12 protein-coding genes are annotated in these 13,932 nt (G+C 55.7%); 8 read left to right on the forward strand and 4 right to left on the reverse strand.

Annotated features, from left to right (window positions below; genetic code table 11):
* Positions 1–69: 69 nt before the first annotated feature.
* Entirely contained in the window at positions 70–831 is a 762-nt protein-coding gene (locus tag ACY1JZ_RS08585; RefSeq protein ID WP_462628860.1) for a sulfite exporter TauE/SafE family protein, read from the reverse strand.
* Positions 832–1,047: 216 nt separating this feature from the next.
* On the opposite strand from ACY1JZ_RS08585, the gene ACY1JZ_RS08590 reads away from it, so the two are divergent.
* The 7 genes from ACY1JZ_RS08590 to ACY1JZ_RS08620 all read left to right on the forward strand — a co-directional run bounded on the left by ACY1JZ_RS08590 (position 1,048) and on the right by ACY1JZ_RS08620 (position 10,665).
* Positions 1,048–2,544: a hypothetical protein gene (locus tag ACY1JZ_RS08590; RefSeq protein WP_462628861.1), complete on the forward strand. Its 1,497-nt coding sequence runs from the start codon at positions 1,048–1,050 to the stop codon at positions 2,542–2,544.
* Positions 2,545–2,792: 248 nt separating this feature from the next.
* Positions 2,793–4,196, forward strand: a complete 1,404-nt coding sequence (locus ACY1JZ_RS08595) for an NAD-dependent malic enzyme (RefSeq protein WP_270165282.1) — start codon at positions 2,793–2,795, stop codon at positions 4,194–4,196.
* 363 nt (positions 4,197–4,559) lie between these two features.
* Entirely contained in the window at positions 4,560–5,627 is a 1,068-nt protein-coding gene (locus tag ACY1JZ_RS08600) for a protein-glutamate methylesterase/protein-glutamine glutaminase (protein ID WP_462628862.1), read from the forward strand.
* A 130-nt stretch (positions 5,628–5,757) separates the two neighbouring features.
* Entirely contained in the window at positions 5,758–6,204 is a 447-nt protein-coding gene (locus ACY1JZ_RS08605) for a chemotaxis protein CheW (RefSeq protein ID WP_270165280.1), read from the forward strand.
* Positions 6,197–8,287, forward strand: a complete 2,091-nt coding sequence (locus tag ACY1JZ_RS08610) for a chemotaxis protein CheW (RefSeq protein ID WP_462628863.1) — start codon at positions 6,197–6,199, stop codon at positions 8,285–8,287. The genes ACY1JZ_RS08605 and ACY1JZ_RS08610 overlap by 8 nt, the downstream gene beginning before the upstream one ends.
* Positions 8,288–8,329: 42 nt before the next feature.
* Positions 8,330–9,916, forward strand: a complete 1,587-nt coding sequence (locus ACY1JZ_RS08615; RefSeq protein ID WP_462628864.1) for a methyl-accepting chemotaxis protein — start codon at positions 8,330–8,332, stop codon at positions 9,914–9,916.
* 224 nt (positions 9,917–10,140) lie between these two features.
* A complete protein-coding gene (locus tag ACY1JZ_RS08620; RefSeq protein ID WP_462628865.1) occupies positions 10,141–10,665 on the forward strand; it encodes an AraC family ligand binding domain-containing protein in 525 nt (174 codons plus the stop codon).
* 63 nt (positions 10,666–10,728) lie between these two features.
* Here the strand turns inward: ACY1JZ_RS08620 and ACY1JZ_RS08625 are convergent, their stop codons facing one another.
* Complete coding sequence (locus ACY1JZ_RS08625) at positions 10,729–12,111, reverse strand: Glu/Leu/Phe/Val family dehydrogenase (protein WP_462628866.1); 1,383 nt, start codon at positions 12,109–12,111, stop codon at positions 10,729–10,731.
* A gap of 159 nt (positions 12,112–12,270) precedes the next feature.
* On the opposite strand from ACY1JZ_RS08625, the gene ACY1JZ_RS08630 reads away from it, so the two are divergent.
* Positions 12,271–12,504 carry a YwbE family protein gene (locus tag ACY1JZ_RS08630; RefSeq protein WP_462628867.1) on the forward strand — a complete coding sequence of 78 codons (234 nt, stop codon included), beginning with the start codon at positions 12,271–12,273 and terminating at the stop codon, positions 12,502–12,504.
* Here ACY1JZ_RS08630 and ACY1JZ_RS08635 read toward each other — a convergent pair.
* Both ACY1JZ_RS08635 and ACY1JZ_RS08640 read right to left on the reverse strand, forming a co-directional pair.
* The gene (locus ACY1JZ_RS08635) at positions 12,455–13,054 is read right to left on the reverse strand and encodes a TetR/AcrR family transcriptional regulator (protein WP_462628868.1); all 600 of its coding nucleotides are present in this window, start codon (positions 13,052–13,054) and stop codon (positions 12,455–12,457) included. The genes ACY1JZ_RS08630 and ACY1JZ_RS08635 overlap by 50 nt on opposite strands.
* Positions 13,023–13,766, reverse strand: coding sequence for an MBL fold metallo-hydrolase (locus ACY1JZ_RS08640; protein ID WP_462628869.1), 744 nt, complete (start codon positions 13,764–13,766; stop codon positions 13,023–13,025). The genes ACY1JZ_RS08635 and ACY1JZ_RS08640 overlap by 32 nt, the downstream gene beginning before the upstream one ends.
* Positions 13,767–13,932 lie beyond the last annotated feature (166 nt).

Here is a 13,932-nt window from a genome sequence, read left to right on the forward strand (position 1 = left end):
CTCCCTGTACAGGCAAGAGCTTGGCCGTCAATCAGCATGGGAGACAGCATGGGCTCTGCCTGTCAGGGGCTACAGCAGCTTGAGCCCGCTGACGAGAATGATGCCCGCCATCGCCGTCTGCAGCGGCTTCCCAGGAATGAGCGTCGCCAGTCTGCTGCCCAGCATGACGCCGGGAATAGAGCCGACTAGCAGTTGGAGCGTCAGCGCATAGTTGACATGCCCCATCCCGGCGTGCATCAGCCCGGCTGCGGTGACGAGCAGGAACGCATGCACGATGTCTGTCCCGACCAGCTCGGAGGCCTTGAGCCGATAGAACATCATCATCGCCAGCGCAAACAGCGAGCCGGAGCCGATCGAGGTGAGAGCGACGATACAGCCAAGCGTGGCGCCGATGCCGATGGTTAGCCATTTTTTCTGATAGAGCGGCTTCTGCTGCCACGCGTTCGGCTGTCCGTCCGTCATCCACAGCTTGGCGAGCTGCAGCAATGAGATGCCGATCAGCATAACCCCGAGCGCATGGGTAATGATTCTGTCCTGATAGGCATGCAGCGGCGGATAATATTTGAGCGCCATAATTGTAATTATGGCAGCCGGCACACTGCCAGCAGTAAAGTGCAGCACCAGCAGTCCATTTACCGTCCGCTGCCTTATATGCTGGATGCTGCCGAACAGCTTTGTAATCGAATTGTAGAACAGATCGGTTGCGACGGCCATTGTCGGCTGGATCCCGGTTGCAATCAGCAATGGCGTCAGCAGCGAAGCGCCGCCTACACCAGTCATGCCAACCATCATGCCGACAAAGCAGCCAATGAGTGCGTAATGGATGTCCATCTTATCGATTCCCCGCTTTCCACTCGTCCTCTCTTGCTCCTATTGCTTGCCCTTCTCACCCCATACAAGGGTCTGGAGTGGATCGGCCAGAAGCTTAGACCTTGTACATCTAACTATATGCTTGTCTGGGCTAATCAATATCCTAATCTTCCGCATAGGGTATAAGGACACGACTGTATAGGCTGGAGCTTGTACAGTGGGAAGCGGGGGAGGCCTATGTTGACTGCATCGCATCTGCTGTATGCGCTGGTTACGATAAGTGTTATTGTAGTGATGTTTTTCCGCAAGGGGGTAGTCATCCCCACTTTGCTGGGCACCTTCATCATCGGCTGGGTGTATGCGGGTGACGCAATTAGTGGCTTCAAGGCGGTCTATCTGTCCAATCTGTCGGCGGCCAAGGAGCTATTCACGATCTTTCTGATTATTGCCTTAATGACGGCGCTGTTGGCTTCCCTGCGTGATATTGGCGCAGACCGGAGGATGATTATCCCGATTCAACGGATGATGGTCAATGGGCATGTGGCTTATATCGTGCTGGTGCTGGTGACCTACGTCTTGTCGTTGTTCTTCTGGCCGACACCTGCCGCTCCGCTCGTCGGGGCGCTGCTGCTGCCCGCGGCAGTCAAGGCCGGGCTTAGTCCGATGGCAGCCGCTGTCGCGATCGCGCTGGCGGGCCAGGGCATGGCGCTGTCCTCCGACTATATTATGCAGGTAGCGCCGATGCTAAGTGCAGTTGCCGCAGGGGCTTCGACAACAGTCATCGCCGACCGGGCGCTGGTGTTGTCGCTCATTACCGGCGGGGTCGCCATCACGCTGGCTTATATGATGTACTGCCGATCTCTGAAGTCCAGGCGGGCAGCGCTACCCGCCTCCACGCATGGGAGGGAGGGCGCTGTCTCGGAGTCGCAATCGATGAGGCGGCATGTGCCGATAGAAGGCGTCGATGATGGAGCTGTTGCCGTTGGATTGCCGCCTGAGGAGATGGCGCGCCACCGATGGCGCATGCGCTGGTCGAAGCTGCTCGCCGTGCTGGTGCCGCTGTCGCTGCTCGCCATTATGGCAGTGATGACAATGAGCAAGCTGGGAGAGAGCGGACTGGGAAGCTTCGAGGGCGGAGACGGCGCCGCCTTCATCGGCGGCGTGGCGACGCTGCTGCTTATCATTTCCTGTGTCGTCTCCAATCCGCGCAAGGCGCTGGACCGCATTAGCGATTATATTATCGAAGGGTTTCTGTTCGCGTTCCGGGCGATGGGGCCGGTCATTCCGATCGCAGGCTTCTTCTTCCTCGGCAGCTCGGATTTCTCCGGCAGTATTCTTCCGGTGAAGGATGGGCTGTCCGCGCCGGCCTTCCTGTTCGATCTGGTCGCTTCGATCCAACATATACTACCGTCCAGCGGCTATCTGGCTGCATTTTGCATGCTGCTGATCGGCATCATTACCGGCTTGGACGGTTCGGGCTTCTCCGGGCTGCCGCTAACGGGCTCGTTGTCTGGCGCGCTAGCGTCGACAGTCGGGCTGGAGCCGGAGACATTGGCAGCGGTCGGGCAGATGGGTGCGATCTGGGCAGGCGGAGGTACACTGGTGGCCTGGTCCTCGCTTGTGGCTGTGGCAGGCTTCGCAGGTGTTTCGGTGATTGAGCTCGCTCGACGAAACTTCATCCCTGTGATGACGGGACTAATCATCTCCACGATTGCGGCCTTGCTGTTATGGTGAGAGACGTCAGCACGTTAGCGTGGAGGCACGCTCAGCAAGAAGGCTATAGACAGCGAGTACGCATGGAAGCAGCGGGCAGATGATGGGCTATCTGCCGATGGGCTGTCTGTCGACGGCGGCTGACAACTGAGGAAGCCGCCGTCGAAAGCCTGGACACCCTGAGACGCAGAGTGGAATATTGGAAATGTAAATTGCTATAATAGGAAAGAATAGCATGCAGCACTATCATCTGACTCGGGGGGATGAATATGGCATTCAACAGCATTATTTTGCGGCTTGAATTGGATCATCGGCATGTGAATTTCGGAGATGTGGCCACGGCAATCAGCAATGCGGGAGGAGATATTGTCTCCATTGACGTCATTCGTCCAGGGCCGGAGCAATCGGTACGGGATATAACCGTACAGGTAATCGAAGCAGCGGAGAGCCGAATTGTAGAAGCGCTGAAAAGCCTGGAGGGCGTGCAGATCGTCAACGTATCGGACCGCACCTTCCTGGCGCATCTGGGCGGGAAGATCTCCATTAAGCCCAAGCTGCCGGTTAAAAATCGCGATGATCTCTCGCGAGTATACACCCCTGGCGTAGCCCGCGTCTGTACCGCTATCCATGAGAGCCCGGAGAAGGCCTATTCACTAACGATCAAGCGCAATACAGTCGCGGTGGTTACCGATGGTACAGCCGTGCTGGGGCTGGGAGACATCGGCCCGGCAGCCGCGGCCCCGGTTATGGAGGGCAAGGCGATGCTGTTCAAGCAATTAGCCGATGTCGATGCGTTCCCGATCTGCCTGGATACGAAGGATACCGAGGAGATCATTCGCACCATTAAAGCGATCAGCCCGATCTTCGGCGGCATTAATCTGGAGGACATCAGCTCTCCGCGGTGCTTTGAGATCGAGCAGCGGCTATCGTCCGAGCTGGACATTCCGATCTTCCATGATGACCAGCATGGGACAGCCGTTGTCGTCCTTGCCGGGCTGCTCAATGCACTCAAGGTAGTGGGCAAGCCGATTGGCCATATTCGGGTGATCGTCAATGGCATTGGAGCAGCCGGAGTGTCCATCTGCAAGATGCTGCTTGCTGCAGGCGTGCAGCATCTGATCCCCGTCGATCGCGAAGGGGCGATCGTGCGCGGGGGGGCGTATACGCATCCGATGTGGCAATGGCTGGCGGAGCAGCCGCAAGTGGAGGACAAGCCCGGCAGTCTGAAGGAGGTTATCGTCGGTGCGGATGTGTTCATTGGGGTATCGCGTGGGGGCGTACTGAGTGGAGCCGAGGTGGAGACGATGGCGCAAGATCGAATCGTATTTGCGATGGCGAATCCAACGCCGGAGATTGATCCGCTTGAGGCGCTGCCACTCGTGCGCGTGTTTGCGACTGGACGCAGCGACTACCCGAACCAGATCAATAACGTGCTTGTCTTTCCTGGCATCTTCCGCGGCGCGCTCGATTGTCGCGCACGCATGATCAATGAGCCGATGAAGCTGGCGGCGGCTCGGGCGATCGCCGATGTGGTAACCGATGCCGAGTTGAATGAGCATTACATTATTCCGAGTCTGTTCAATGATCAGGTCGTCGCCAATGTGAGAAGAGCGGTCATTGAAGCCGCCATTCAGACAGGAGAGTCCAGACGGACACCGCCCGATTTTCGGTAAGCTGTGTTAGTCATGCAGTGCCGCAGGGATGGACATGCCATGTCGCTCCTCTGCCGCCCATGCTTCACGGTCTGAATGTCAAGCGGCTGAGGAACCAACGCAGTAGAAGAGAGAAGGAGCAGAGGAGACGCGGGTTATAAATAGAGGCGTATGAGGCATCGCGACCCCAATTGGGGGAGGGCGATGTCTTTTTTACGGTCAGGCTTCATACTCTCGAAGCCCTGTTACGCAATGAAGTTAGTCATTGACAAAACTTGTTAGCCATCGTTTAATAGAAAAAAGAATCGGCAATTTTTTACTTATATCGACAGATTTCGACTTTTTTTATTCGGATGAAAAAATATCAAATTTATTGGGGGGCTTATGCCGATAACAGTATTAATAGTGGACGATTCGAGCTTCATGCGCAGGATGATTGCCAAGATTGTAGATGCTGATCCAAACCTGAAGGTTGTAGGAACAGCAGCCGACGGTATGGAGGCCATCCGGCAAATCAAGGCGCTGCGGCCACAGGTTGTAACACTGGATGTGGAAATGCCTGTATTAGGCGGATTAGACGCGCTGAAGGAGATTATGCGCGACTGTCCCGTTCCGGTGGTCATGCTCAGTTCGCTAACCGAGTCCGGGGCAATGGAAACGATTAAGGCACTGCAATATGGTGCCGTAGACTTCATACATAAGCCATCGGGGGCGCTGTCGATCGATCTGATCAAGATTCAGCAGGAGATACAAGACACGATCAAAGCCGCCTCCAAAGTGGATGTGGGCAGATTGCGCTCCGCGCTGCTCAGACAACCAGGCCAGCTCTCCAAGGAACGGCAGCATTCGATGAAGCCACAGCCTACCCGGGCAGGAGTCAGCCAGATTGTAGCGATCGGAGCTTCTACCGGAGGGCCACAGGCACTAACCAAAATATTGTCGGAGCTGGGCGGTGCCTTTCGCCACCCTGTAGTGATTGCCCAGCATATGCCGCCATCCTTCACCGCTTCGCTGGCAGCGCGTCTTAATCTGTTGTCACCCCTTCATGTATCGGAGGCTGTGCATGATGAGTGGCTAGAGAACGGCCGCGTCTACATTGCCCCCGGAGACTATCATCTGAATGTCGTTCCGGTGCAGGGCGGCTACAAAATCCGGCTGCACCAGAGGGAGAACGGCAGCAGACATCGACCATCGGTAGATGAGCTGTTCGCATCAGTGGCGGCACTGCATAGCCTGAAGCGGCATTTTGTATTGTTGACAGGCATGGGCAGGGACGGCGCAGCAGCAATGGGGGAGGCGAAGGCGTCAGGAGCCGCTGCGACTACAATCGCGGAAGCGAAGGATACCTGTGTCGTCTACGGAATGCCGCGCGCAGCCATAGAGGCGGGAGAAGTGGATAAGATCGTGCCGCTGCCTGCAATTGCCGGAGCCATCATGCGCGCATGCCAATGACAGACGGTCAGGGAACACAAGAGAGAGGCGCAGTGTATGGCAGAGCAGCCAATCTGAACAGACAGCAGCTTATTATTGTTGGAGATATTTGAAAATTCAAAAAAATAAAGTCAATAAGGGGGCGCGGTGGATGAATTCCAACCGGGAGCAGTACGTAGAGTTCGGAATTGGCAATGAGTACTATGCCATTCCGATCGCCGAAGTGCATGAGATTATACGTATGCAACATATTACAGATATTCCTCATGGGCGTTCCTATATTATTGGGGTGATCAATCTGCGGGGAAGCATCGTTCCGGTTGTCAGCCTGCGCAGCTTGTTCGATATGGGCGAGAAGGTACCTGACAAGGCTGTTCGTATCGTCGTTGTGAAGCATAAGGAAGAATCGATCGGCATCATGGTCGATTACGTCAAGCAGGTCACCTCGTTTGCAGATATTCAGCCGCCGCCAGAGAGGCTGGGCAGCCTCCACGGCGCTTTCTTTACAGGAATAGGCGTTACAGATGCAGGGCTGGTCGGCATCCTCAAGCTGGATGAGCTACTCATTGCGGAGCAAGGGAGCCAGCCGTATGCATGATATGTCGGAATTCCGGGCGGTCTATCTGGAGGAGCTGGAGGAGCAATTGCAATGCATTGAGGAGGAGGTGCTTCAGCTTGAAAGGTCGGGCACGTCGGCGGAGGGAGTCAGCCGATTGTTCCGCGCAGCACATACCTTGAAGGGCTCCTCCGCCGCCATGGGATATGAGCGCATCAAGCAGTTGACGCATGAGATGGAGCATCTGCTTGATAAGGTGCGCAATGGACAGATGAAGATAAGTGCTGCACTGACCGACCTGCTGCTGGCTTGTCTGGATGGGCTCAAGGCACTGCAGAGCGATATTCAGACCCATGACCGGGAGTCATGGGAGATTACAGGTCTGGTGCAACGGCTACGTGATTATGGGCAAGCTGCTGGCAGCGTCGATGAGGGCGTCACGGGCAAGGCTAACGTGACCCCAGTGGTCACGGCAGATTCCGGGCTGCTGGAGACGATGCAACTGAACCCGCAAGAGCGGGAGCTGCTGCGGCAGAGCGCTGCCGGCTCCCGCACGGTATACTCTTTGCGACTTGTGCTCAGCGAAAGCTGCCCGATGAAGGTTGTACGCGCCTGCCTGATCGATGTCGAGCTGCGCGCGGAGGAGGCGGTCATCCATACCGACTTTAACCCTGAGCAGATGGAGAACGACACGGTTCGGGAGTTTACGTGGCTGCTTGCCAGCAGCAGAACGGCGGAGGAGCTCGCAGGCCGGGTGCGGCAGCATACAGATGTTGAACGGATCGAACTGAAAGCGGCCACAATGCCGGAATGGTTGGCAGAGGATGAGGAGCAGGGGAAGGAGCAAGAGCAAGAGCAAGAGTGTACGGCAGCACCTGAGGCGTTGGCAGCTCCGGAGGGCTATGGGGGGCCAGCGATGCCGGAGAAGCATCGGTCGCAGACCATACGCGTCCATGTGGATAGGCTGGAGCAATTAATGAATCTCGTCGGCGAACTGGTCATTGATCAGACCGGACTGGCTGAGGCGGACAAACGGTTAAAGCAGAAGTTCGGGGGAGATGAGGCAGTCAGCACAATGAGTGATCTGGCGGATCATCTGACCCGGACCATCAGCGAGCTGCAGGATAGCGTCATGAAAATCCGCATGCTGCCGATGGAGCAACTGTTCAATCGCTTCCCTCGCATGGTACGGGATCTGGCCAAAACATTGGGGAAGCAAGTGGAGCTGATCATTGAAGGACAGGAGACAGAGCTGGACCGGACACTGATTGAGGAGATTGGCGATCCGCTCATTCATTTGATCCGCAATGCTGTCGATCATGGCATCGAGGCTCCAGGGAAGAGAAGTCATGCGGGCAAAGCAGCATTTGGTCGGCTTGTGATCAGCGCAGCGCATGAGGATAACCAGGTATTAATTACAGTCGCCGATGACGGAGCGGGCATCGATGCCGCGGCCATTACGGCATCGGCTGTGCGGAAGGGGCTGATTACTGAGGAGGATGCCGCTGTCATGTCCGACAAGCAGGCCATCGCGTTGATCTTTCACCCTGGTTTCTCGATGGCGGCGACAGTCAGCGAGGTATCTGGTCGTGGAGTCGGTATGGATATTGTAAGAACGCAGATCGAGCGGCTGAACGGCTTAATCGATATTGAGACAGAGCGGGGAAAGGGAACGATATTCCGCATCCGAATCCCGCTGACACTGGCGATCATTACGGGCTTGGTCGTCCGGTCGGCTGGTCGAACATTTATATTGCCTATGAATAACGTCATCGAGATCATTCGCTGCGCGCCGGGCGAATTTCATCTGATGCAGGGAAGACCGGTGCTGCAATTCCGCAATCAGGTGCTGCCTGTATTGAGACTGGATGCTACGCTTGGGTATCCTGCGCCGGAATGGGAGATGCGCAATATCCCTGTCGTCATTATCGGTCGCGGGGACAAACGGGTTGCGCTGGCGGTCGATGAATTGGCTGGCAATCAGGATATTGTCATCAAGTCGCTGGGCGCATACGTCGGCAAGATCGGCGGTGTTGCGGGAGCGACCATTATGGGCAATGGGCGGGTAGCTCTCATATTGGACATCGGCGGCTTGATCAAGCTGTCCGAATGGAAGTCTCTCTAACCCCATAATTGAACCATCAAACTTCTAAGGAGTGACTTCGTCATGAGTTGGTATCTCAATCTGAAGACCAGTGTCAAGCTGGTGTCTGCTTTCCTTATTCTTGCTTGTATTCTTGGATTCGTGGGTATATATGGGCTGAATAATCTGGGGATTATGAATGACAGCCTCAACCGGATGTATTCGGACAATCTAGTACCCGTGTCCAATGTGAGTATCGTGAAGTCGAAGGTGCTGGAGATGCGGCTGGTTTATCGCGATATGAATATGAATAAAGACGTGATGAGCGTCAGTCAGTTTCAAGCGCGTTACGCGCAGTCGAAGTCGGAGATGGAGAAGGCGCTTGACGATTTCCGCAACTCATGGATGAGTGATGAGGCGAGAAAGGTATTCGAGCTGCTCCCTCCTGCCTGGGAGGCGCATGAGAAGCTGTCGGATCAAATTATTGAGCTTGGTGCAAATGGACAATATGATCAGATGTTGGATCTAATCAACACAAAGGCCAAGGATAGCGGCGATGAACTGATCAGCGTAATTGACCAGAATATCGAAGCGACCATGCGCGATGCCAGAAAAGAGCTTGATAATGGCGCCCAATTGTTCTCGACTTCAAGAACAGCGACAATCACTATCATTGTTGTTGCCGTCCTTCTCTGTATTGTGCTAGGCATCGTCATCTCGCAGATTATATCCCGCCCACTGTCCAAAATCGTCAACATTGTGTCCGAGGTGGCCCAGGGTGACCTGCGTCAGTCAGCCAATATTAGAACCAGGGATGAGATCGGGCAATTGGCGACATCGGTGGATCAGATGACCGATAATTTGCGCGGCATCGTCGGCAGCATCACCTCCTCCTCGCATAGTGTAGCGGCCGCGGCGGAGCAGATCTCCGCCAGCACGCAGGAGATTGCGGGCTCCACGACCAACCAGGCTGGCGCGGCCCAAGCCATTAATGAAATGTTTGCCGAGCTGTCCTCTGCCATTCGAACCGTCGTTGGCAATACGGAGCAGGCCTCCGAGCTGTCGGAGAAGACGATGCATATCGCCAAGGAAGGCGGCGAGGTGGTACAGTCTTCGATTGACAGCATGCAGACGGTAAGCACGCAGGTGTCACGGCTGGAGGAGGATTCTGCGAAGATTGGCGGCATCATCGAAGTCATCGAGGACATCTCCGATCAGACGAATCTGCTGGCGCTCAATGCAGCGATCGAGGCAGCGCGCGCAGGCGAACAGGGACGCGGCTTCGCGGTTGTAGCGGATGAGGTGCGGAAGCTGGCAGAGCGCAGTGGCGAAGCGACCAAGCAGATTGCCTCCATTATTAAGGGGATGCAGGAGAATACACGGCGCAGCGTAGGCGCTGTACAACAGAGCGCGGAGCTTTCCCGCAAGACAGGGGAGGCCTTCCATACGATATCCGAGATGGTGAACCAGACTGGGGCACGGGTGGGAGAGGTTGCGGCAGCAAGCGAGGAGCAAGCCAGCCAAGCCAACGAAGTGCTGACCGCTGTCGAGAATATATCTGCTGCTACAGAGGAAGCGGCAGCCAGCAGCGAAGAGACGGCTGCGACGGCGCAATCACTGGCACAGCTAGCCGATGATCTTCAACGCGCAGTGCAAACCTTCAAATTATAATCGACAGGCTGTTCAGCCCCCTCACAGTGTTTATGAAGCCGTGTGAGGGGGCTGCTTGTGTTATATCGGACATGATTTGGAGATGGGGGTTTTAAAAGGGATTGCTTTTTGATATAATTTAATTAATAATGATAATTATTATCAGTTATATTATAGTTGCAAGGACACAGCGACGATCGACACGGGTTTTACCCCTAACTATACGAGTGCGAGGTGTATAGGCGATGATTCCTTACGAACTGAAATCACCAGAGAGTACAGCAACCGAACTGGACGGCATGCTGTTCAAGCTGCGCGATGCGGCATTGCTACGGCATGGACAGAGCTTCCGGGCTCAGCCAAGGCTGATGATCTCTCATGTGTTGCTGGCCATTAAGGACGGCCACGGTGCGATAACGATCGATGGCGTGGAGCACAGCCTGAGGCCAGATACAGTATATGTGTGCAAGCCAGGCCAGCGATTCGGTCTGGAATCGGCCAGCGGCAACATATTGGAGCTGTATATGTTTCGTTTCGATATCTTTAGCGAGACAGATCGCAGCCGCAAAAGAATGCAGATGGTAATGGAGGGCGAGCTGCGGACGGATCGCGGCTGTCTGCCTGTGCCACCGGCTGTTGATGTCAGCGAGCTATGCGGAGCTGTACATGATTACTGGCTTAGCAGCAGCGGCTTGCAGCGCTTCCGCAGCTCGCTGGCCTTCCAGGAATTGCTGTACTACATATTGGAAGGTCATAGCGAGTATGCGTGAAGCGAAGCACCGCGCGCCAAGGAGCTGCGCGCGGTGCGAAGAGCATATCTTATAGCCGGTTATCTAATAAAGCTTGCCTTGCAAATAGAGCATCGTAGCGAGCTTGCCGACCGCCTGCATGTAGCAGCATTCGCGCAGCGTCATGCTCTCCTCTTCAAAATACAAGGGCAAAATTGTGCTCATGGTGGACTTCATCTTGATCGCTAGTCTGCGATCGATCTCTTCATGGGAGTAGAACTGTGTCTCGCGTCCTTGAAGCCATTCCAGATAGGAGACAATAACGCCCCCGGCATTAGCAAGAATGTCCGGGATAATGATCACGCCACGATCGCTTAGTATGCGATCGGCCTCGCCTGTCACGGGCGCATTGGCTCCCTCCACAATAAGTCGCGCCTGCACACGCTTCACATTGTCCTCCCGAATCTGATCCTCCAATGCGGCAAGAATCAGTACATCAACGTCCAGATACAGAATCTCTTCACGTCCCAGCGCCTCGCCCTGGATGCCTGCTGCAGCAAGCTGCTCCGAGCTTGCAGGCAGATCGCCGCGATTATGCCGCGCCCATTCAATCAGCGCCGGAATATCCAGTCCGTCCGGGTGATAGAGTGTCGTATTGCGATCGCTGACGGCCACGACTTTATTGCGCAGCTCCTGACAGCTTGCAGCCTGCAGCGCAGCGACGGAGCCGACATTGCCGAAGCCTTGTACAGCCACGCGCAGCTCCTTGCTAGACAGCTCGACGGCTGTAGCGGCAAAGCGGCTGCTGCTGCCTGTCATCAGGGTGCTGTGCTCCTTGAGAAAGCCGGATAGCAGATAGCTCATCGTCATATAGACGCCCTTGCCTGTCGCCTCGCGCCGTCCAAGCGAGCCACCGTTGGTGACGCTCTTGCCGGTGAAGCTGCCCAGATAAGGCTGACCCGGATGGATGCTCTTATATTCGGCGGTCATCCAGTCCATCTCTCGCTCTCCTGTGCCTACATCGGGGGCAGGAATGTCCTTATCGGGTCCGAGGACATCGGCAAAGTATTGGACGTATTTTTTGCAGATCAGATAGAGCTCGCGGTCAGTGAACTCGCGCGGGCTGATCGCGACTCCACCCTTGGCGCCGCCGAAGGGCACCTCATGGAGCGCGTTCTTGAGCGTCATAAGCGCCGCCAGATTCGTGACCTCCTCCTCGTTAACCGATTCATGGAAGCGGATGCCGCCCTTATACGGGCCTAATGTATCATTATGCTGAATTCGGAACGCCGGGATGCGCACCACCTCACCCTTGTCCAGCGTTATGCGCAGAAAGGACTTGTGGATTTTATTCGGGGTGGATAAAATAGCTCCTAGCGACGTGAACGCTTGGGTGCGCTCCGCACCTTGCAGATGATGCAGGAAAGCTGGGCTGCCAAGCAGCTTGTTGAGAGATTGTTGTACGATTGCTCCGGTCTGACTGGCCATGTCGACATTACCTCCTCTTTGCTATGGATAGATGTTGGATCGATGCAGGATATGTAAATCCTTCCTGTCCATTCTATCATACGGGGAGGGGTGTACCCAAATGGCAGGCCGTAGCAGCAACAGATAGAAATCAAAGGAATGAAAGAGGCGAGTGAATTAATGAATGGAAATGTTCGCGCAAGTGTGCGGCCAGGCTTAACGGTCGATATTGTATTGAAGCAGGATCAGCGGACTGGCAAGCTGACCAGAGGAATCGTCAAGGATATACTGACGAATTCCCCCCAGCATCCTCACGGGATAAAAGTACGGCTCCAGAGCGGACAGGTCGGCCGTGTCAAAACGATCATTGCGGCTGGCGAAGCTGCTCCAGACCAGCCAGGTACACCTCGATAATCGTGCGGAAGGAGGCATCCGTGTCGATCGGCAGGCCAAATCCTCCGGCTTGCTTGAGAGCGACGAAGCCGTGCATCAGGCTACGCAGCCCCCGAACAGCATGAATCGCGGCCGTCTCCTCCAACTGGTAGGGAGCAAGCAGCTTCAGTACGAGTAGGACGAGCCGCTCGCTCCATTCCTGCAGTCGGCTGTTGCCCGGGTCGGGCGCTTGCAGCGTAGCCTCATAGACGCCGGGATGCGAACGTGCATAGGAGACGTAGGCAAGGGCAAGAGCCATGATGGCCTCCTTGCCTGGCGGGAGAGATTGTGACGCCGCTTCGAGCCGCAGATAGAGCTGCTCCAGCCCGTACACCGCCAGCTCATTGCGCAGTCCCGATAAACCGTCGATATGATTATAGAGCGAGGGCGAACGCATATTGAGTTGCTTGGCGACATTGGCGAGAGTGACCTCGCGCAGCCCCTGCTCATCAGCTAACTGCGCAGTGGCCCGAACGAGCGTAGGCAGATCAAGTCCGATTCTAGGAGATATGGCTGCCGCCCCCTTGCGCATCGATCTTCTTCAGGCTCGCCTCCGCCTCCGCAATCGCTTGCTTCATCGCTTGCAGCGGCTGCTTCAGGAACGAGCCGTGTCCGACCGCCAGCAGGGAGGGATGGAACGCTGCTAGTCTGATTGCGCTCTCCAGCGCTACGCCGGGCTGCCAGGTAGCCAGCGCCGGGAAGGGGAACCAGGGCATGACCTTGCCGGATACGGCGATCCCGCCCCGCAATTGAAAGGCATCGCCTGCGATAAGCGCCCGCGAGCGCAGATCGAGGAAGGCCATGGAACCGGGGGTATGTCCCGGAGCCGCTACCGCTTGCAGTGATCCGATCCGATCGCCATCCTGTAGCTGTACATCGGGCCGAGTGCGCAGCTTGGATGGGATGCCGCCACGAATAGGGGACTGCGGCTCATGCGGTTGCAGAGATAAGTCCCCCGCAAGCAGCCGCGTATCCCTGGCAGACAGGTAGACACGCACGTCTGGTAGCGCCTGCTTGAGCGCATCCAGTGCGCCGACATGATCGTTGTGAGCGTGGGTGAGCACAATTGACCGAATCGGCTTGCCGATCTGCTTCGCCGCTCTCAGAATGCCCTGGGCACTGTATGGGAGCGCGCAGTCGATCAGTGTCAGCTCGTCCTGCTCCTCGATCAGATAGCAGTTGACTGGAAACAGGCGGGGCATAAAGCTCAGTTGATACAAGGCGCCTTCTTGTGTCATCTTCATTGTTATCATCCCTTCGTCAAAAACTAATGGTATTAGTTTTATTGTAGCGGTTGATGATGATATTGTCTAGCGTCCATTTAACGGCATCATTACGCTCACCTGAAAAATGGATTGAAACCGTCTTCTTTTTTGTGTAGATTGATATACACAGCGCTAGCGTCCTTTG

This window comes from Paenibacillus sp. J5, assembly GCF_054955055.1.

Excerpts from the sequence above, each read along its gene's own strand:
- ACY1JZ_RS08590 (WP_462628861.1), top strand. The coding sequence starts at position 1,048 with ATGTTGACTGCATCGCATCTGCTGTATGCGCTGGTTACGATAAGTGTT.
- ACY1JZ_RS08600 (WP_462628862.1), top strand. The coding sequence starts at position 4,560 with ATGCCGATAACAGTATTAATAGTGGACGATTCGAGCTTCATGCGCAGG.
- ACY1JZ_RS08620 (WP_462628865.1), top strand. The coding sequence starts at position 10,141 with ATGATTCCTTACGAACTGAAATCACCAGAGAGTACAGCAACCGAACTG.
- ACY1JZ_RS08615 (WP_462628864.1), top strand. The coding sequence starts at position 8,330 with ATGAGTTGGTATCTCAATCTGAAGACCAGTGTCAAGCTGGTGTCTGCT.
- ACY1JZ_RS08635 (WP_462628868.1), bottom strand. The coding sequence starts at position 13,054 with ATGCGCAAGGGGGCGGCAGCCATATCTCCTAGAATCGGACTTGATCTG.
- ACY1JZ_RS08605 (WP_270165280.1), top strand. The coding sequence starts at position 5,758 with ATGAATTCCAACCGGGAGCAGTACGTAGAGTTCGGAATTGGCAATGAG.
- ACY1JZ_RS08640 (WP_462628869.1), bottom strand. The coding sequence starts at position 13,766 with ATGAAGATGACACAAGAAGGCGCCTTGTATCAACTGAGCTTTATGCCC.
- ACY1JZ_RS08625 (WP_462628866.1), bottom strand. The coding sequence starts at position 12,111 with ATGGCCAGTCAGACCGGAGCAATCGTACAACAATCTCTCAACAAGCTG.
- ACY1JZ_RS08585 (WP_462628860.1), bottom strand. The coding sequence starts at position 831 with ATGGACATCCATTACGCACTCATTGGCTGCTTTGTCGGCATGATGGTT.
- ACY1JZ_RS08610 (WP_462628863.1), top strand. The coding sequence starts at position 6,197 with ATGCATGATATGTCGGAATTCCGGGCGGTCTATCTGGAGGAGCTGGAG.
- ACY1JZ_RS08595 (WP_270165282.1), top strand. The coding sequence starts at position 2,793 with ATGGCATTCAACAGCATTATTTTGCGGCTTGAATTGGATCATCGGCAT.
- ACY1JZ_RS08630 (WP_462628867.1), top strand. The coding sequence starts at position 12,271 with ATGAATGGAAATGTTCGCGCAAGTGTGCGGCCAGGCTTAACGGTCGAT.